13 protein-coding genes and 1 pseudogene are annotated in these 19,194 nt (G+C 61.1%); 6 read left to right on the forward strand and 8 right to left on the reverse strand.

The genetic code is table 11. The features are described from left to right. Positions 1-14 precede the first annotated feature (14 nt). From ureE to ureG, 3 genes are all read left to right on the forward strand, one after another. Positions 15-467, forward strand: a complete 453-nt coding sequence (gene ureE, locus ACL2XF_RS01775; RefSeq protein WP_413727889.1) for an urease accessory protein UreE — start codon at positions 15-17, stop codon at positions 465-467. 1 nt (position 468) lies between these two features. Then, on the forward strand, positions 469-1,146 hold the full coding sequence (locus ACL2XF_RS01780) for an urease accessory protein UreF (protein WP_410016753.1): 678 nt from the start codon (positions 469-471) through the stop codon (positions 1,144-1,146). Positions 1,147-1,251: 105 nt separating this feature from the next. Then, positions 1,252-1,887 (forward strand): urease accessory protein UreG, encoded by a 636-nt coding sequence (ureG, locus tag ACL2XF_RS01785; RefSeq protein WP_413723401.1) that lies wholly within the window; start codon positions 1,252-1,254, stop codon positions 1,885-1,887. Positions 1,888-1,921: 34 nt separating this feature from the next. Here the strand turns inward: ureG and yegD are convergent, their stop codons facing one another. The 6 genes and pseudogenes from yegD to ppk1 form a co-directional block, all read right to left on the reverse strand. After that, the gene (gene yegD / locus ACL2XF_RS01790) at positions 1,922-3,280 is read right to left on the reverse strand and encodes a molecular chaperone (RefSeq protein WP_413723400.1); all 1,359 of its coding nucleotides are present in this window, start codon (positions 3,278-3,280) and stop codon (positions 1,922-1,924) included. A 72-nt stretch (positions 3,281-3,352) separates the two neighbouring features. After that, positions 3,353-6,715, reverse strand: coding sequence for a diguanylate cyclase (locus ACL2XF_RS01795; protein WP_413727890.1), 3,363 nt, complete (start codon positions 6,713-6,715; stop codon positions 3,353-3,355). 142 nt (positions 6,716-6,857) lie between these two features. Continuing rightward, positions 6,858-8,117 (reverse strand): annotated as a pseudogene (locus tag ACL2XF_RS01800) (magnesium transporter); the annotation flags it as partial. Between the two features lie 380 nt (positions 8,118-8,497). Beyond that, on the reverse strand, positions 8,498-8,644 hold the full coding sequence (locus ACL2XF_RS01805) for a YfgG family protein (RefSeq protein ID WP_410014076.1): 147 nt from the start codon (positions 8,642-8,644) through the stop codon (positions 8,498-8,500). Between the two features lie 271 nt (positions 8,645-8,915). Continuing rightward, complete coding sequence (gene ppx / locus ACL2XF_RS01810; protein WP_410014077.1) at positions 8,916-10,451, reverse strand: exopolyphosphatase; 1,536 nt, start codon at positions 10,449-10,451, stop codon at positions 8,916-8,918. Between the two features lie 3 nt (positions 10,452-10,454). Continuing rightward, positions 10,455-12,524, reverse strand: a complete 2,070-nt coding sequence (gene ppk1 / locus ACL2XF_RS01815) for a polyphosphate kinase 1 (protein WP_410014078.1) — start codon at positions 12,522-12,524, stop codon at positions 10,455-10,457. A gap of 178 nt (positions 12,525-12,702) precedes the next feature. Here ppk1 and ACL2XF_RS01820 point away from each other — a divergent pair, with 178 nt between their 5' ends. From ACL2XF_RS01820 to pstB, 3 genes are read left to right on the forward strand one after another with little or no spacing between them, the layout of a single operon-like run. Then, positions 12,703-14,937 (forward strand): phosphate ABC transporter permease, encoded by a 2,235-nt coding sequence (locus tag ACL2XF_RS01820; protein ID WP_413727891.1) that lies wholly within the window; start codon positions 12,703-12,705, stop codon positions 14,935-14,937. Next, the gene (pstA, locus tag ACL2XF_RS01825) at positions 14,934-16,547 is read left to right on the forward strand and encodes a phosphate ABC transporter permease PstA (RefSeq protein ID WP_413727892.1); all 1,614 of its coding nucleotides are present in this window, start codon (positions 14,934-14,936) and stop codon (positions 16,545-16,547) included. Before ACL2XF_RS01820 ends, pstA begins: the two co-directional genes overlap by 4 nt. Before the next feature lie 13 nt (positions 16,548-16,560). Then, a complete protein-coding gene (gene pstB / locus ACL2XF_RS01830) occupies positions 16,561-17,376 on the forward strand; it encodes a phosphate ABC transporter ATP-binding protein PstB (RefSeq protein WP_413727893.1) in 816 nt (271 codons plus the stop codon). A 104-nt stretch (positions 17,377-17,480) separates the two neighbouring features. Here the strand turns inward: pstB and purN are convergent, their stop codons facing one another. Beyond that, positions 17,481-18,119, reverse strand: a complete 639-nt coding sequence (purN, locus tag ACL2XF_RS01835) for a phosphoribosylglycinamide formyltransferase (protein ID WP_410014082.1) — start codon at positions 18,117-18,119, stop codon at positions 17,481-17,483. Then, positions 18,119-19,156 carry a phosphoribosylformylglycinamidine cyclo-ligase gene (gene purM, locus ACL2XF_RS01840; RefSeq protein ID WP_413727894.1) on the reverse strand — a complete coding sequence of 346 codons (1,038 nt, stop codon included), beginning with the start codon at positions 19,154-19,156 and terminating at the stop codon, positions 18,119-18,121. The genes purN and purM overlap by 1 nt, the downstream gene beginning before the upstream one ends. Between the last annotated feature and the right edge of the window lie 38 nt (positions 19,157-19,194).

The raw sequence follows: 19,194 nt of genomic DNA on the forward strand, positions 1-19,194 counted from the left end.
AGTCGGGAATCAGGATGATTGTTTTAACGAAACACCTTGATAAGGCTTTGGCGGCTACCGCCACCGTGACGCTGGATCTGGATACACGCATCAAGAGCCGGGCCCAGGTGCGGCTGGACGACGGCCGCGAGGCCGGCCTGCTGTTGCCGCGCGGGCAAGTGATCCGCGGCGGGGACGTGCTTGCCACCGAAGACGGCGACGAAGTCGTGCGGGTGATTGCCGCGCCTGAAACCGTCTCCACGGTGTATGCGCGCGATACGCTGCTGCTGGCGCGGGTCTGCTATCACCTGGGCAACCGCCATGTGCCGTTGCAGATCGAGCGCGATTGGGTGCGCTATCAGCACGATCATGTGCTGGACGCCATGGTGATGGGATTGGGCGCGGCGGTCAGGACCGAGCAGGCGGCGTTCGAACCCGAGGCCGGGGCGTACCAGAGCGCGCCCCATGGCCATCATCATCCGCACTGATATGCTGGAGCAAACCGCGCTGCTGCGCCTGATGCAGCTTATCAGCCCCAGCCTGCCGGTGGGCGGCTTTACCTATTCGCAGGGGCTGGAATGGGCGGTGGAGGCGGGCTGGGTTATGTCAGGCGACGCCTTTGCCGACTGGCAGCGGCAGATTATCGCCGACACCTTAGGCGGCCTGGACTGGCCGGTATTGATCCGCCTGTACCGGGCCTGCGCGGCGGATGACAGCGGACAATTTGCCCGCTGGAGCGATTTTCTGCTGGCCGCGCGCGAGACCTGCGAGCTCAGGCGCGAAGAACAGCAGCGGGGCCAGGCGTTAAGCCGGCTGATCCTGGAATGGCCGGACCTGCCGCTGGACGGCGCATGGCTGCCGGCGCTGCGCCAGAGCCAATTGGCGGGTATGGCCTGGCTGGGCTGGCAATGGGCGATTCCTCTGGAGGCGCTGGCCATGGGCTACGGCTACAGCGTGCTGGAAAGCGGCGTCATGGCGGGGCTGAAGCTGGTGCCGTTCGGCCAGCAGAAGGCGCAAAGCCTGTTACGTGAGCTGTCCGCGCTGCTGCCGGCGGCATTCGCCCGCGCCGGGCGGCTGGAGGACGATGCGCTGGGCGGCAGTTTTCCGCTGCAGGCCATTGCGTCGTCCCGCCATGAAACCCAGTATTCACGCCTGTTTCGTTCCTGATGATGTCATTATCGGGCGCAAGCGGCGGACGCTTCGCTCCCTGGCCTGGGCACGGGACGGGCCATGGGACGATGCGCTATTTTGCGATGTTATCCGGGAGTTAAGATGCAAGAATATAAACAACCCTTACGCGTCGGCGTCGGCGGTCCGGTGGGTTCCGGCAAGACCGCGCTGCTGGAGGTGCTATGTAAATCGCTGCGCGATCGCTACCAACTGGCGGTGGTGACCAACGATATTTATACCAGGGAGGATCAGCGCATTCTCACCGAGGCGGGCGCGCTGGCGGCCGATCGCATCGTCGGTGTGGAAACCGGCGGCTGCCCGCATACCGCCATTCGCGAGGATGCGTCCATGAACCTGGCGGCGGTGGAGGATCTGGCGCGCAAATTCGGCAATCTGGACATTATTTTCATCGAAAGCGGCGGCGATAACCTGAGCGCGACCTTCAGTCCGGAGCTGGCCGATCTGACCGTTTACGTGATTGACGTGGCGGAAGGGGAGAAGATCCCGCGCAAAGGCGGGCCGGGCATTACCAAATCCGATTTCCTGGTGATCAATAAAATCGATCTGGCGCCCTACGTCGGCGCCTCGCTGGAGGTGATGGAGCGCGATACCAACCGGATGCGGCCAGCGCGCCCATGGGCGTTCACCAACCTGAAAACCGGCGACGGCCTGGATACGCTCATCGCCTTTATCATCCGCCAGGGCCTGCTGGAAACCGACGGCGGGTTGCCGCGCTAAGCCGCCGGCCAGGCGCTAAGGCCGCCGCCCGGCTTCAGGCGATGAACTGGCGCTGCGCCCAGCGCGCCAGTCCGGCGGTGACCGAGCCGAAATCATCGCCGCCGGCGATCGGAATGTCCGGCAGGCTGCGCTCAAGCGCCTGGCGCAACAGCGGCGAGCGGGCGCTGCCGCCGGTGAGATAGACCACATCCGGCCGCGGCGCGGCGCCCTGCGCCAGCACGTCGTCCACCTGTTGCCGGATCCGGCCCAGCGGCGCCCTGATGGCCTCCTCCAGTTCCGCCTGGCAGATGGGCACCTGCATGCCGGGGCGGATAAACTCCAGGCCCGCCCGGGTCGCCGGTTCGCTGGACAGGGCGATTTTGCTCTCTTCCGCGCTCTTCACCAGGCGATAGCTTAACCGCTGCCGGTAGACCTGCAGTAAGGCGCCGACGCGTTCGGGATCGGCGGCGTCGCGGATCAGTTCACGCAGGAACCGGCCGTTATTGCTGCTGTAAAAATCACCCTGCGCCGGGATATCGTTAATCGCCACCGCCTGCCAGAACGGCAGGGCGGGCAGCGCCAGGCCTTTTTCCGTCATGCCGCCCAGGCCCAGCTCCGGCATCAGCGATTTAAACGCGAGCATGATATCCAGATCGTTGCCGCCGACGCGGCAGCCGCTGTGCCCCAGCAGGCTTTGCCGGCGATCCCGCTGCTTCAGCCATTCCGGCCCCATCAGCAGCAGCGAGCAGTCGGTGGTGCCGCCGCCGATATCCACCACCAGGACAATTTTTTCCCGATCGAGGGTGGCTTCGAAATCCAGCCCCGCGGCCACCGGCTCGAACTGGAAGTCGATATCGGTAAACCCGGCGCGTGAGGCGGCCCGCTGCAAAATATCCTGGGCCTGACGGTTGGCTTCCTCGCCGCCGGTGCCCTGGAAATTGACCGGCCGGCCAATCATGGCCTGGGTAATGGGCGTGGACAAGGCCGCCTCGGCCTGGCGTTTGATATAACGCATCATGGCGCAGACCAGATCCTCGAACAGCGCAATCTGCTGCGGCTTGAGACCGTTGGCGCCCAGGAAGGATTTAGGCGATTTGACGAAATAAACCTCTTCGGGATCGGCAATATAATTTGCCAGCGCCTGCCTGCCGAACTGCAGGCTTTGCTCCGTCAGGACGATATCTTCTTCCCGGTTGGCGTTAATCGCCCGGCGCAGCAGCCGTTGATTTTCATCACTGCCGGTGGGCACCTGCCAGAACTGATGCAGGTATTCGCTGACAGCCTCGCGCGTCGGCGCGCAAAGCATAGAGGCCATATAGGGCGACGCGCCGTCCAGCGGCAATAAGCGCGGCCGGTCGCCGTCCATCACCGCGACCGAGCAGTTCGCGGTACCGTAGTCAAAACCAATAAACATCGCTGCCTCCCCATGCCGATGAGGCGGGGAACTTTACAGCAATGTCGGGGAGCAGGCAACGGCGCGCGACGATTATTGAACAGTGAAATAGCCTTTATTCAATAGGGTGGACAGCGGCAGGCTCTGGCCTACGGTTTCGCCGGCGGCGAAATCGACGCCGATGGCGGCAAGGGCGGCGAGCGTGGCGGGCTGGTTGGCGGGACCGGCCAGGGAGCGCGCCCGCAGGCGATGGATATGGCCGTGGATCACCCTGACCATAATATCGTCCATCTGGCTGCAATGAACATTGGCGATAAACGGGTCAGGCAGCCTGATATAATCGATATGCCCCGCTTTCAGCTTGTTAAACGCGCCTAAATCGGCGCCGAACTGATTAAGCATGATGGGGTAGCCGTACTGGCGCAATCGGTCCGCGGCCAGCCCGGCGGCGGGATAAGCGGCCATGAAATCCTCGCCGTCGAGACTGATAATCAGCCGGCGCGCGTTCAGTAAAGGATGGCGCTCGCCGAGAGACAGCAGCTCATCCATCATGTCTGCGTCGGCCAGCCCTGCCATGGACAGGGGGAGTACCAGGCAAATCCCCTGGGCGGCGATGGCGGCGCCATGGACGGTGAAGATCTGACCTAGCAGCCAGCGATCCACCGCCAGCGATAAATGACGCGCCCGCGCCGCGCGCATAAAGTCTTCCTGGCTGACCAGTAATGCGTCCCGGCCCTGGATGACGAAACTTATCAGGTAGAAACCCACCTCAAGCCTGGCATCGGGCGGCGCGACCGCCTCGATCTGCACGTGGAGACTCTCGTTATCCATCATATCAAGCAGCCGCTCGCGGCTCAGGATATCCTGTGTTACCGACGCGGGGCCGGCGGGATCCTGCCGCGCCTCGTATAACAATACCTGGCCGCGGCCGCTATGTTTTGCCGCATAGCAGGCGCTGTCGGCCTGGGCCATGACTTCCTTGGGATCGCAATTATCCGCCGATATCAGCGTGACGCCGGCGCTGCCGCCGATACGGAATAATTGCTCCTGCCAATAAAAGCGGTAGGCGTTAACCGCATCGATGACGCGCTGGGCCAGACCCTGTGCCTCGGGTAAGGGACAATCGGTGAGGAGCAGGCCGAACTCGTCGCCGCCGAGTCGCGCCAGGCAATCATACTGCCGGATATTGTCCTGCATCAGCAGGCCGAGCTCCAGCAGCAAGGCGTCGCCCGCCGCGTGTCCGGCCGTGTCGTTAATCTGTTTGAACCGGTCCAGATCGATAAAGACCAGGGCGTGACGGCGTTTTTCGCGCGTTGCCGTCAGGAGCGCGGCATCAAGATGCTGTTTGAAACTGGCCCGGTTCGGCAGGCCGGTCAAGACATCATGGGACGCATTGTAACTGAGCTGCAACAGCAACTGGCGCGACTCGCTGACATCCTTGATAACCAGCACCGCGCCCAGGATTTCCCCCTTCAGGTTCTTGAGCGGCGTGGCGCTGTAATGAATATCGAACAGCGTGCCTTTGCGGTTGTTGAGCACCAGATCCTGGCGCAGGGTCAACCCCTCGTGGGGCCCGGTATTGACATCGTCCATCGACATGCCCACCCGCGGGCCATCGACGCCGAGGCTGATATGCATAATGCTGTCGATATGCCGGCCATGGGCTTTCTCCTGGCGCCAGCCGGTCATCTTTTCCGCCACCGGGTTCATGAAATTGACGCGCATCCCCTGGTCTACGGAAATCACCGCGTCGCCGATGGAATCGAGGGTAATATGCAGCCGTTCCTTTTCCTCGTGCAGGGCCTCCCGGAGGCGGACCTCGCTGGTCATATCCAGATTGACGCCCAGCATGCGCACCACCCGGTCGTTCTCATCCATCAGCATATTGGCGTAGGCGCGGATATGGCGGATTTCCCCGCCGGGATGGCGAATGCGGAATGTCAGCAGGAACGGCTTATTTTCCTCCAGGGATTCGTTCAGGGTTTGCAGGGCCAAAGGCCGGTCTTCATCGATAATGCGCGCCAGCCAATAGTCATAGCTGACGGTTTCGCCGGATTGCATGGCGTAAATTTCCATCATGCGCTTATCCCAGCTCATGATTTTCGCCTCGACATCCCACTCCCAGATACCGACGCCGCCCGCCTCGTTGGCCAGGGTAATGCGCTCCATCAGGCGCTGGTTGATAATATTGTTGTGTTTGATTTCGCTGATATCTTCTATTTGGGAAATAAAATAGAGCGGCTTGCTCTTCTGGTCGCGCACCACGGATACCGCCAGCAGCGCCCAGACAATTTCCCCATCGCCGCGGATATAGCGTTTTTCCAGCGTATAGCTATCAATATGGCCGTTAACCAGATCGTTGAGTTGGATAAGATCGGAACTGAGATCGGCCGGATAGGTGATCTCCTGGAAACTGAGCTTCTTCAGTTCGGCGGCCTCATAGCCGAGGAACCGGCACAGCGCTTTATTCACCTGCATCCAGGTGCCTTCCAGCGAGACCAAGGCCATGCCGATGGCGGAATACTCCATGGCGTTGCGAAAACGGGTCTCGCTTTGCATGATATGGCCGCGTTCCAGGCGAAAGGCGTACATGACCATGGCCATCGCATTGGCGGGGATCAGGATCATCAACAGCGGTATATGCAATAAAATGGCGAGGTGATTGCTGGTGGGTAAACCCACCTTGATAAACCCGGAACCCAGCGTAATGAATAATGCCAGGGTGGTGACTAAAAACAGGCCGAAGGCCTCAAAACGCGGCAAGCGTATGGCGCCCATCAGCAGCGGCAGAATAATAATGGTAAAGGGGAAGGGTAAAAACCGCAGGGCAAAATAGCTGATGACCAGCGTCAGCAGGATCATCAGCAGCAGTTCCAGCCAGGACCGCTGTTTTAGCATCAGCGGCAGCGTCTGGTGCCGGCAGAGCATGCCCACCGGCGTCAGCGCCAGGATGCCGATGGCCTCGGCGGTAAACCACTGCGGCGCGAACGCCATGAAACCGATATGGGCGGGCGCGGCAAGGAAACCCGCGGCCAGCGCGCCGAGAAAGGGGATCAGGAGAACCGCAATCAGGAAAAACTTCATCCAGGGCACGATGCCGTCCAGCGGATCGAGGGGATCTAACGTCCATTTCAGCAGCCAGGCGCCGCAGGCGGCCTCGGCAAAGGAAATGCCGATCAGGGGCAATGCGGCCGGCATATCCTCCGCCATCAGCCTATGGGCGGCAATGACCGCCAGTGCGCAGCACAGTATCATCGCCGGCCAGCGGCGCCACGGGCAGGAAAACAGCACCGACAGCATAACGGCGGTGACAAGCCATAAGGGCGACAAGGGTTCGGCGTAATGATTGAGGCGCAGGCAAGCCATGGACAAGATGAAAACCAGCAACGCTACCGCCGCAATAAATATCCCTGTTTTTTTAACCTTATAAGCGGAAGCTGCGTCGTTGGCATGCATAATAGAATCCTAGGCTTTCTTATAGTTAGAATAGTCCAGAAACCGCATAAAAGTGTGTTTTGGCCGTTTATACATAAGCAAAGGACATAATAGGTCTGGTGGTCTGCGCCTTGCACCGCGCCGAGGTCAGAAAAAGGGCGTATTAATGCATTAAAAACAGCGTCGCCAGCCCGAGAAAAATAAAAAAACCGCCGGTATCGGTCACGGCGGTAATCATCACGCTTGATCCCACCGCCGGATCCTGGCCGAAGCGTACCATGGTGAGCGGAATCAGCACCCCCATCAATGACGCCAGCACCAGGTTAAGCAGCATGGCCAGCATCATGACGCCGCCAAGGCCCGCGTCGCGATAGAGCAGCCAGGTGACGATGCCCATAATGCCGCCCCAGACCAGGCCGTTGATCAACGCCACGCCCAATTCCCGCAGCAGTAAAAACACCGCGTTGCCTTTTTCCAACTGATGCAGCGCCAGCGCGCGGACAATCATGGTGATGGTTTGATTACCGGTATTGCCGCCGATGCCGGCGACGATGGGCATCAGGGCCGCCAGCGACACCAGTTGCGATATCGTGCCTTCAAACAGTCCGATCACCCTGGAGGCGATAAACGCGGTGCACAGGTTGACCGCCAGCCACGCCCAGCGGGTGCGCACCGTTTTGCTCACCGGGGCGAAAATATCCTCGGCGGGGCTTAAACCACCCAGGTTACGCAGGTTGCTGTCGTTTTCCTCAAAAAACAGATCGACCATATGTTCGATGCTCAGCCTGCCCATCAGCTTGCCTTTGACATCGACCACCGGCGCGGTAATCAAATCGTAACGTTCAAACGCGCCGGCCGCGTCCTCCGCCCGATCTTCCGGATGAAAGGTAGTGGGATTGGGATCCATGACCTCAAGGACCTTTTTCTGCAGCGGCTTAAGCAGCAGCGTGGACAGGGCCAGTTCCCCCACCAGCAGATTGTGGCGATCGACGACAAAGAGTTTATCGGTATTGGCCGGCAGCGTTTTGCGTAAGCGCAGGTAGCGTTGCACCGTGGCGAGCGTTACGTCGGGACGAATCGCCGCCAGTTCGAAATCCATATGATGGCCAACGCTATCCCGGTCAAAATTCATCATTGCCCGTACCTGGGCGCGCTGGTGCGGTTCCAGGGACGTCAGCATGCGGCCGACCAGATCCCGCGGCAGATAGCGGGCCAGGTAGGCCTGCTCGTCGACATCCAGCGGCCTGATGGCATTGAGGATATCGCGGTTGCTCATTCCGGCGATCAGGCTTTCCCAGACGCTTTCAGAGGCTTCCACCAGCGTTTTGCCGCGCTTATCGTTGCCCACCAGCCGCCAGAGCGCCAGCCGCTCATCATGGGGCAGGCTTTCCAGCAAATCCGCCAGATCCGCCGCGTGCAGGTGCCGTTGAATCGCCACCAGCCGGCCGGTCTGGTCGGAAATGAGCTGGGGAGCGACCGAGGTATCGCGCGCCGGCCTTCCCAGGATGCTGTCGACCAGCGCCCGGTTGGACAGCAGTAAACCCAGTACCTGACGGCGCAGGCCGGTCAGTTCCAGGGAGTGTTGTTTGATGGCGGGCATAGCGTGCGTTCCCCGTGTTTGACTATGGGCTGCGGGCGGATAAATCGGTTACCGTCGCAAGCAGTATAGATAGCACAGCGGGGCGCGGGAAGGATCGGACGCGATAAAAGCGACGGGGAAAACGGTCGCGGCGCAGCGGATTGCGCGGGCCTGTGCCGGAACAGCTTACAGCCGACTACACGCGAACGGCGGCGGGGGCGGGATTAATCGTCGTGGCTATTGTCGACATTGATGATCTGGCCGGCCGGTTCCGACAGGGTATCCTGGTGATGGTCCCAGGCGCCAAGTGTGGCGAAGATCAGACGGGCGAATAAAAAAATAAAGCTGATAAACAGGATCCAGCGAGTCATTCGCACCGAGGTTCGTCGTCTGCGCATAGGATAGGCCAACTTCACTAAAGGGGTCCTTTCAAGGTTATGGGATAACGGCATCGGTTGTCATTATAACCGCATTGGGGAAGCGATTGTATGATCTCCGGACGCTTTTCAGTCATAGGAATGTTATACATCCATGTCAAACCGCACACAAGCCGCACATGAGCCTGGGGCGGTAACAATGGCCTGGGGGCGTAAGCCATAGCGCGCCATGGCCCCCTACGCCGGGAGCCTCTGCGCGCCGCGGTTAACTCACCGCCTCGGCTTCCTCGGTGATATCAAGGCGCCAGCCGGGAACTTCCGCCCAGTATGCTTGCTCCCGTTCCAGATCCAGCTGCACCAGATTGTTCTGGGCGAAAAAACCGGCCGGGAACACCAGCGTCCAATGATGCTCGTGGGTCAGCAGCCGCAGCTGCGTCGGCGAAGTGGCCTGGCGCTGGTTATTCAGCAATACGGCCAGCCGCAGTAGCTGCAGGCAGGGCAGAAAATGCTTTTTCTTGAACAGCGTCAGGCGCGGCATGTCGTCGAGCTTGATGCCCTTGCGGTGAAAACGCACCAATGTCGCCAGCAACAGCTGCTGTTCCTGGTTAAATCCCGGCATATTGGTCTGCTGCAATATATAGGCCGAATGACGCTGCAAACCGCTATGGTTAATACCCAGGCCCACTTCATGCAACTGCGCGGCCCAGATCAACAGCGCTTCCAGCTGCGGGTTTTGCAAATCCTCGTTCTGCCGGCACCATTGCTGATACAGATGGTCGGTGGTGTCGCAGACGCGTTTGGCCTGATCGCTGTCGATATTGTAGTGTTCCGCCAGGCTTCTGGCGGTGCGCGAGCGAATATCCTGATGCCGGAAGCGGCCTTCCATCTCATACAGCACCCCTTCGCGCAGGGCGCAGTCGGAAAGCTGTAATTCACTGATGGCCAGGGCATCCACCACGCCGCACAGAATCGCCAGGCCGGGCACGAACACGCTCTTTCGCTCCTCGGACAGTCCCGGCAGGTTCAGGGCGCTGAAATTTTTAAACTTCATGATTTTGTCATGCAGCAGTTGCAAACGCTCAGGCGTAATGGCGCCGTCCTTTTCGCCCAGCGCCAGCAGCACTTCACAGGCCGCCTTGATGGTGCCGGACGCGCCCAGGGCCACCTGCCAGCCGAGAATGCGGTATTGCCAGGCCAGGGTTTCCACTTTTTGCGCCGCCGCGAGGCGGGCCCGTCGGAAATGCGCCGGGCTGATGACGCCGCCGGGGAAAAACAGATTGCCGAAACTCACGCACCCCATCCTGCGGCTTTCCACCAGGATAGGCTCGAAATTTTCGCCAATCACCAGCTCAGTCGAGCCGCCGCCGATATCAATCACCAGCTTGCGGCCTTTTTCGGATTGGGTATGCTCCACGCCCATAAAAATCAGCCGCGCTTCCTCATGGCCGGAAATAATTTCAATCGGGTAAGGGATCACCTGCGCCGCCAGGGTGAGAAACTTTTCGGCATTCACCGCCTCGCGCAGGGCATGGGTGCCGACAATGGTCACCCGCAGCGGGGAAAACCCCTGCAGGCGCTCGGCAAACAGCGCCAGGCAGTTTATCCCGCGCTCTATGGCCTCGTCGCTTAACACATTATTGGCATCCAGCCCGTCGGCCAGGTGCACCCGCTGCTTTAGCCGGCTCAGCACTTGCAACGCGCCGTTGACCACCCGGGCGACCACCATATGGAAGCTGTTCGATCCCAGATCGATGGCCGCGAATTCTTCGGGTTTGGGCGTGGTTAAGTTATTTAATGGCATACGTCAGGCCTGATCTCCGGATTGCTCAAGTCGCTTAATATAATCATAGATGGCTATCTGCGCACGTACCTTACGACGATTGCCGCGCGGGACATAGCGATTACTGAGGGCGGCATCAATATAGCGCGCTTTTACCGTATCGCTGAACAGTAATGCCAGAATATCCAGAACCTGCTGCTTGAGGCGCGGGTCCAGCAGCGCCACCGCCACTTCGATACGGTAATCGATATTGCGGGTCATCCAGTCGGCGGAGGAGAGGAATACCTTTTTATCACCGCCGTTTTCAAAGACATAGACCCGATCGTGCTCCAGGTACCGATCGACGATGCTGGTTACCTGGATATTGTCGCTGATGCCCGGCAGGTTGGGGATCAGCGAGCACATGCTGCGCACCAGGATACGGATGCGCACCCCCACGCCGGAGGCCGCGTACAGCCGGTCGATAAGCCCCTGATCCACCAGGTTGTTAATTTTAAGCGTAATGCCCGAGGCAAGCCCGGCCTGGGCATTGGCGATTTCCTGATCGATCATCTGGTACAGCATATGGCGCGAATTCTGGGGCGATACCATCAGATAATCGAAGCTGACCGGACGATAAGGATTTTCGATAAAATTAAACACCCGCCGCACTTCGTTGGTAATGCGCGGGTCGGCGGTAATCAGAGAATAATCGGTGTAGAGGCGAGCGGTTTTTTCATTGAAGTTGCCGGTGCCGATATGCGCATAGCGCATGATCTCCTCGCCTTCCATGCGCGATATCAGGAACAGCTTGGCGTGGATCTTAAGCCCAGGGGCGGAGAAAATCACATGGACGCCGGCCTCGGTCAGCCGTTTTGCCCAGTGGATATTGGCTTCTTCATCAAAGCGCGCCTGCAACTCCACCACCACGGTGACTTTTTTGCCGTTATGGGCGGCATGGATCATGGCGTCGATAATGCGCGAATCTTTCGCCACCCGGTAAATATTGATTTTAATCGACAGCACGTTGGGGTCGAAGGACGCCTGGCGCAACAACTCCAGGACGTGCTCGAAGGTATGATAAGGGTAATACAGCAATATATCCCGTTCCCGGATGGCGTCGAATCCGTTGCGGAAGTGTTCGAACCACGTATGGCGCAGGCGCGGCAACGGTTTATTCACCAGGTTGGCCTTGCCGACGTTGGGGAAGGTAATAAAATCCTTGAAATTATGGTAACGGCCGCCCGGGATGACCGAGTCATAGGATGAAATACCCAGCTTATCCTTGAGCATTTCCACCATGCTGTTGGGCATATCGCGCTGGTAGACAAACCGTACCGGCTCCGCGGTCAGGCGCTGCTTAAGGCTTGACGACATCAGCTCCAGCAGGCTCGACTCCATTTCCGTGACCAGGTCATACTCCGCGTCACGGGTCATTTTCATGGAGTAGGCGTTCAGGGTATCGTAGTCAAAAAAGCCGATAAAAATATCGTCAAGACAATAGCGCAGGATATTATCAAGCAAAATCATTGGTTTGCGACGGCGTGGCGGCTCGGCGGGCAGATTGATAAAACGCGGCACTTTATCGGCCGGAATTTCCAGCAGGGCGTAGTTGGTCTCCTGGCCGCGGATAATCTCCACCGCCAGATAGGTATAGTCATCCTTTAGGAATTGCACCAGATTCGTGTCATGCTGGATGAGGATCGGCGTAATATGCTGGCGCAGCTGCTGTTTGAAATATACGCGCAGCCACTCCTGCTGATTGGGGGATAATTGCCGTTCGTTAATCAGGAATATCTGGTTGCGCGCCATTTCCAGCAGCAGATCGTTATAGAGATTATCGAACTCCTGCTCGGCATTGAGCACCTTGGCCTGGATTTTATTGAGCAGATGGCGCGATGTTACCTTGGATCCTTGTTCTTCGCTTATCAGGATGCGCCGTTTTAATTCCGCGAACCTGACTTTATAAAACTCGTCCAGGTTGTTGGAATAAATGCCTAAAAACCGCATCCGCTCAATGAGAGGATTGGATTTGTCCGCGGCTTCCTGCAAAACACGTTCATTAAACGATAACCAACTCAGTTCTTTTTCGCTGTAAAGCTTTTCCTGACCCATTGCCACTCCGTTAATTTGTTCAGGAAGGGGGGATCCTGTATTAAGAGTATTATCGCCCCCACGGGAGCAAAGTCCATCAGAACAACCTTCTTAAGATTGTCATCTTAATATCTTACAGGCAACATAGGCTTCCTTAATCAGTACCGACCATAGGGTTGACTCTATATAACAGAGGAATATGACAATAAAACGGCTATCCAATACGAAAACCGCCGCCTACCGTCGATGGAGCGACCGCGTGACGCGCGGCCTCGTCAGCGGCGGCGGGGCATTGGTGCTGTTAACGCTGTTGGTCATGTTTTTTTATCTGCTGTACGCGGTATTGCCGCTGTTTCGTTCCCCCTCGGTCACGCCGCTTGGCGCCGTCCCCTGGAGTCAGGCGGTAAGGGATCAGGCGGCCGCGCCGCCGGACGGCGCTGGCGTGGCCGCCATTCAGGCCATGGGTATCGACGCCTCCCTGTCCAGCGCTTATGTTATTGATGGGCGCGGGCAGGGACATCTGCTGCCGCGGCGCGGCGCGGCGCCGTCCGCGGCCGGCCTGATGGCGGATTTTGCCGGACTGGCGGCGGCCAGCGGCGGCCAGCCGCTGTACCTCTTGCTTGACCGCCGCGGCAACGCCCGTCTGGCGCAGCCGAACGGCCGCGCCGCCGCGCTCTCCTGGGTATTTCCGTTCGGGGAAAACCCGCTGCCGTTAAGCGGCGACGGCCAGCCGCTGCGTCATGCGGCGCTGGCGCAGCCGGCGGAAAAGCAGGCGGTCATGGCGGCGCAGCTGGCATCCGGCCGGATTCTGGTCGCCCGCCTGGGGCCAGACGGCTTGACGCGTAGCGAACTGACCCCGGACGACGGCACCGTCGATGAGGTGCTGCTGTCGCCGGACGGCCGCCTGCTGTATCTGCGGGCCGAAAACCTGCTGAGCATCTACCGGCTCAACGACGACGGTCAAATCCAGCTGCGCCAGCGGCAGGCGCTGGCGCCAGCGGGCCCGGCGCAGGTTACCCTGCTGCCCGCGGACGGCTCCCTGCTGGTGCGCGCCGCCGGCCAGCGGCTCGCCCTGTGGTTCGATGTCAGCGATGATAAAGGACATCATTTGGCGCGCATTCGGGAATTTGCCGCCCCGCTGCCGCCCGGCGCGCAGATCCTGGCGTCGGCGCAGCGCGCGGTGTTCGGCGTGCTGGCCCCGGACGGTACGTTCTCCCTGTTCAGCGCCCGCCAGGAGGTCCCCCTGCTGCAGACGCGTTTGGCGCCCGCCCTGCGCGCGGTATTCAGTCCGATAATCGGTGAGCCCGGCCCCAGCCCCGGCGGCGGGGCGGATGAGGCCATCGTCACCCTGGATGCCGGCGGCTGGCGCATCTGGCGGCTCGATACCGCCTTCCCCGATATCAGCTGGCGCACGCTGACGCAAAAAATAGCCTATCACCACTATCCCGCGCCGGCCTGGGTCTGGCAATCCACCGCCGCCGGCGGCCTGGACGGCGGCAAATTCAGCCTGGTGCCGCTGCTGGCCGGCACCCTGAAGGCCGCCGGTTACGCCATGCTGTTCGCCACCCCGCTGGCGCTGGCGGCGGCAATGTATACCGCCTGGTTTATGGCGCCGGCGCTGCGGCGGTGGATCAAGCCGGCCATGGAAATCATGGGGGCGGTGCCAAGCGTCGTTATCGGCCTGATCGCCGCTCTGTGGCTGGCGCCCTACTATAGCCGGGTGCTGAGCGGCATTTTGCTGCTGCCGCTCTTGCTGCCGCTGGCGATACTGGCGACCGGCTGGGGGGTCAGCCGGTTGCCCGCCCGCCTCGGCGCCCGGTTTTCCGCGGGCTGGGACTGTCTGCTGCTGCTGCCCGTGGTGGCGCTGGTGGTTTGGCTGGCGTGCCGCCTTTCGCCCTGGATCGATGCGGCGTTGTTCGGCCAGCCCCTGTCGGGTTGGCTGGGAGACGATTTTAACCCGCTGAACGCGCTGGTGGTCGGCACCGCCATGGGTTTCGCCCTGGTGCCGGTGATGTTTTCTCTGGCGGAGGACGCGCTGTTCAACGTGCCGGCGCGGTTGATCCAGGGATCGCTGGCGCTGGGCGCAACCCCCTGGCAAACGCTGCTGGGGGTCACCCTGCCGTCCGCCGGCGCCGGCCTGTTTTCGGCGTTTATCCTGGGACTCGGACGCGCCACCGGCGAGACGATGATCGTGCTGATGGCCAGCGGCAACATGGCGCGCGTGGACGGCAACGTGTTCCAGGGGCTGCGCGCGCTGGCGGCCAATATCGCCATCGAGATACCCGAGGCGTCGCTTAACAGCGGGCACTATCGGTTATTGCTGCTGACAGCCCTGGTGCTGTTTATCTTTACGTTCCTGATAAACACCCTGGCCGAAGCGCTGCGCCTGCGCCTGCGCGCCCATTACCGCCAACAGGACGGGGAGACGGGATGAAGCACTGGTTCCAATCCGGCCGCCCATGGGTCTGGCTGACGGCCGGTTCGGTCAGCGTCAGCCTGCTGGCCATGCTGATGCTGGTGGCGTTGCTCAGCCTGCAGGGCATGCGCCTGTTCTGGCCGCAGCCGGTATATCAATTGCAATTGGAGACGGCGTCCGGCCAGCCGGACACGTGGATCGGCGAAATCTACGCCGAAAAACGCGCCGCGCCGCCCGGCGGCGAGGGGGATAAATTTTATATTATCCGCACCGGCGGCGCCTCAGCCGCCCGGGATTTTTATCGGGTGCGGGCGGATCGGGTGGTGGCGCGCTCCCGCCCGCCGGATCTGGTGGTGCTGGAACGCAGCGGCTATGGCAGGGAGTATGGTTTCCTGCAGGGCATGACCGAGGACGGGCAACCCCTGACCGCCGACGATATGCCGCGGGCGCTGCAACAGCGGCTGGCGTCAATGGCCACGCAGCGCCGGCTGGCCGCGGGACTGCGCGCCAGGATGCAGGCCGACCTTGGCCAGCGCGCCGAACGGTTAGCCGCCCGGCGGCAGCAATGGGAAAAAGACGGGCTATGGACGCCGCTCAACCAGGCGCTGTACCGCGCCGGCCAGGGTGAGCTCGAACACCAGGCGCAGAGTCTCTCCCGCCAGGCGGCGGATATTGATAAAGAGATGGACCGCGATCGGGTGCTGCTGCGTGACGCCCGGGGCGCCACCCGCGAGATACCGCTGCGGGAAATCGAGCGCGCCTGGTATCCCAACGCAATGGGATTTATGGCAAAAGTCAGGCTTTGGGCCACGCAAATCGGTCATTTTGTCGCCCGCGACGCCAATGACTATCCGGCGCAGGCCGGGGTTTTCCCGGCCATTGTCGGCACGCTGCTGCTGGTGATGCTGATGTCGGTGATGGTGATGCCGCTCGGGGTGATGGCGGCGGTGTATCTGCATGAATATGCCAAGTCCGGCTGGCTGACCCGGCTAATCCGTATTGCGGTGGGCAACCTGGCGGGGGTGCCCTCTATTGTGTATGGCGTGTTCGGCCTGGGCTTTTTTGTCTATGTGCTTGGCGGTACGCTGGACCAACTGTTTTATGCCGATGCGTTGCCCAATCCGACCTTCGGCACCCCCGGGCTGCTGTGGGCCGCGCTGACGCTGGCCCTGCTGACGTTGCCGGTGGTGATCGTCGCCACCGAGGAAGGCCTGGCGCGCATTCCGCCGTCGCTGCGCCATGGGTCGCTGGCGCTGGGGGCCACCCGGGCGGAAACGCTGTGGCGCGTCGTGCTGCCGGGCGCGGCCCCGGCGATGATCACCGGGCTTATCCTGGCGGTGGCGCGGGCGGCGGGCGAGACCGCGCCGTTGATGCTGGTCGGGGTCATTAAATCCGCGCCGCTGCTGCCGCTGGACGGGGTGTTTCCCTATCTGCACGCCGAGCGGAAATTTATGCATCTGGGCTTCCAGATTTACGATATGGCGCTGCAAAGTCCCGATAGCGACGCGGCGGGTCCTTTGGTCTTCGCCACGGCGCTGTTGCTGGTGGTGATCGTGGTGGGGCTGAACCTGGCGGCCATCGGCCTGCGTCACCGCCTGCGGGAAAAATACCGCGCGCTGGCGCTTTAATGGAGTGTGATTTATGTCCCTGCTAACCCCCGATCTCTTTGCGCAGATGCCGGATGTCCAGCGCTTTACCCCGCAGCAGACTGTCCTGGAGACCGAGCATCTTAGCGTCTCCTACGGCGGCCGTACGGTGCTTGAGGATATCACCCTGCGGATCCCGCGGCAGCGTATTACCGCGCTGATCGGTCCCTCCGGCTGCGGCAAATCGACCTTGCTGCGCTGTTTTAACCGCATGAACGATTTGAACGATGATTGCCGCGTCGAAGGCGCGGTGCGCCTGTCGGGGCGGGATGTCAACGACGCGCGGCAGGATGTGGTGGCGCTCCGGCGGCGGGTGGGCATGGTGTTCCAGCGGCCCAATCCCTTTCCGAAATCCATCTACGATAACGTGGTATACGGCCTGCGCCTGCTGGGCATTCGCGACCGGCGGGTGCTGGACGACGCGGCCGAGCAGGCGCTGCGCGCGGCGGCGCTATGGCATGAAGTAAAAGATCGGCTGAAGGAGAATGCGTTCCGCTTGTCCAACGGCCAGCAGCAGCGGCTGGTCATCGCCAGGGCGATAGCCATTGAACCGGAAGTATTGCTGCTGGATGAACCGACCTCGGCGCTTGATCCCATCACCACGCTGACCATCGAGGAACTGATGATTTCGCTGAAAGCGCATTTCACCCTGGTGCTGGTGACCCACAATATGCAGCAGGCCGCACGGGTATCGGATTATACCGCCTTTATCCATCAGGGCAGGCTGGTGGAATACGCCGGCACCGATCGGCTGTTCACCTCGCCCGCGCAGCGTAAGACCGAAGAATATATTACCGGCCGCCTGCGCTAATTCGCCTGGCCATGTTACCGGCGAAGGGCGTCGGCGCCCAGTGAACGTCATTACCGGCCGGGCGCCGTGGCTGCCGACGGCGTTATGGCGCGGCGCGGCGGCGTTTATTCCGCCGCGTATCCCGCCGGCGGCAGGGGCGCGCCGTCCAGCCAGGCGGCGCCTTCCCGCAGCGTAAGCCGGCCGTCCAGCAGCCAGCTTATCACCAGTGGGTAGATGTCATGCTCCTGGGTTTTAATCCGGGCGATCAGGTCGGCCTCGGTGTCGCCGGGGAAGACCGGCACTTTCGCCTGCAGGATGACCGGGCCGCCGTCCAGCTGTTCCGTCACGAAATGCACCGAGGTGCCGTGTTCGCGATCGCCGTTGGCCAACGCCTGACGATGGGTATGCAGGCCCGGATACAAGGGAAGCAGGGAAGGGTGGATATTCAGCATCCGTCCCGCGTAATGGCTGACAAAGTCCGGCGACAGGATGCGCATATAACCGGCCAGGATCACCGCGTCCGGCTGATAGCGGTCGATGGCCTCGCATAGGGCGCGGTCGAAGGACGCGCGGTCGGGATAGTCGCCGGGCAGCAGCGCGCGGGCGGGCACATCGGCGCGGGCGGCGCGCCTGAGTCCTAACGCGTCGGCCCGGTTGCTGAAGACCGCCGCGACCCGTGCCGGCATTCTTTCCTGCCGGCAGGCGTCGATCACCGCCTGCAGATTGCTGCCCTCGCCCGAGATCAGCACCACCAGCTTTTTCATTAACGGATAATGACCCGTTCGCCGCCGGCCAGCGCCTGGATCTCGCCCAGCTTCCAGGCGGTCTCGCCCAGGCCAGCCAGCAACGACAGCGCCCGATCGGCGCTGTGCGCAGGCACCACGACAATCATGCCGACGCCGCAGTTAAAGGTGCGGTACATTTCATGGCGGCTGACGTTGCCGGCCTGCTGCAGCCAGCCGAATACCGCCGGCCATTGCCAACTGCCCTCGTCGATGACCGCCTGCGTGTCCGCCGGCAATACCCGGGGGATGTTTTCCCAAAAACCGCCGCCGGTGAGGTGGGCGATGGCGTGGATCTCGGTTTGCGCGATAAGCTCCAGCAGCGCCTTAACATAAATGCGCGTCGGCTCAAGCAGGTGATCGGCCAGGGGCTTGCCGTCCAGTTGGGTGGTGAGCGGGTCGGTCTGGCTGAACTCAAGGATCTTACGCACCAGGGAATACCCGTTGGAGTGCGGGCCGCTTGAGGCCAGGGCCAGCAGAGTATCACCGGCCTGTACCTTGCTGCCATCGATGATTTCCGATTTTTCCACCACGCCGACGCAAAAACCCGCCACGTCATAATCCTCGCCATGATACATGCCGGGCATTTCCGCCGTTTCGCCGCCGACCAGGGCGCAGCCGGACTGTTTACAGCCTTCGGCAATGCCGGTAATCACCGCCGCCGCGGTATCCACATCCAGTTTGCCGGTGGCGAAATAGTCCAGGAAGAACAGCGGCTCGGCGCCCTGCACCACCAGATCGTTGACACACATCGCCACCAGATCGATGCCGATGGTATCGTGACGTTTTAAATCCATCGCCAGACGCAGCTTGGTGCCGACGCCGTCGGTGCCGGATACCAGGATGGGTTCGCGGTATTTCTGCGGCAGGGCGCATAGCGCGCCGAACCCACCCAGCCCGCCCATGACTTCCGGACGTTTTGTCTGTTTCACCACACCTTTGATGCGGTCTACTAAGGCGTTGCCGGCATCAATATCCACGCCTGCGTCTTTATAGCTGAGAGAGGTTTTATCGGTCACTGCAAGATCCCCACGGAGATGGTATGTTGGCTTGTATT

Source organism: Sodalis sp. RH19 (assembly GCF_047324215.1).
Lineage (GTDB): Bacteria > Pseudomonadota > Gammaproteobacteria > Enterobacterales > Enterobacteriaceae > Acerihabitans.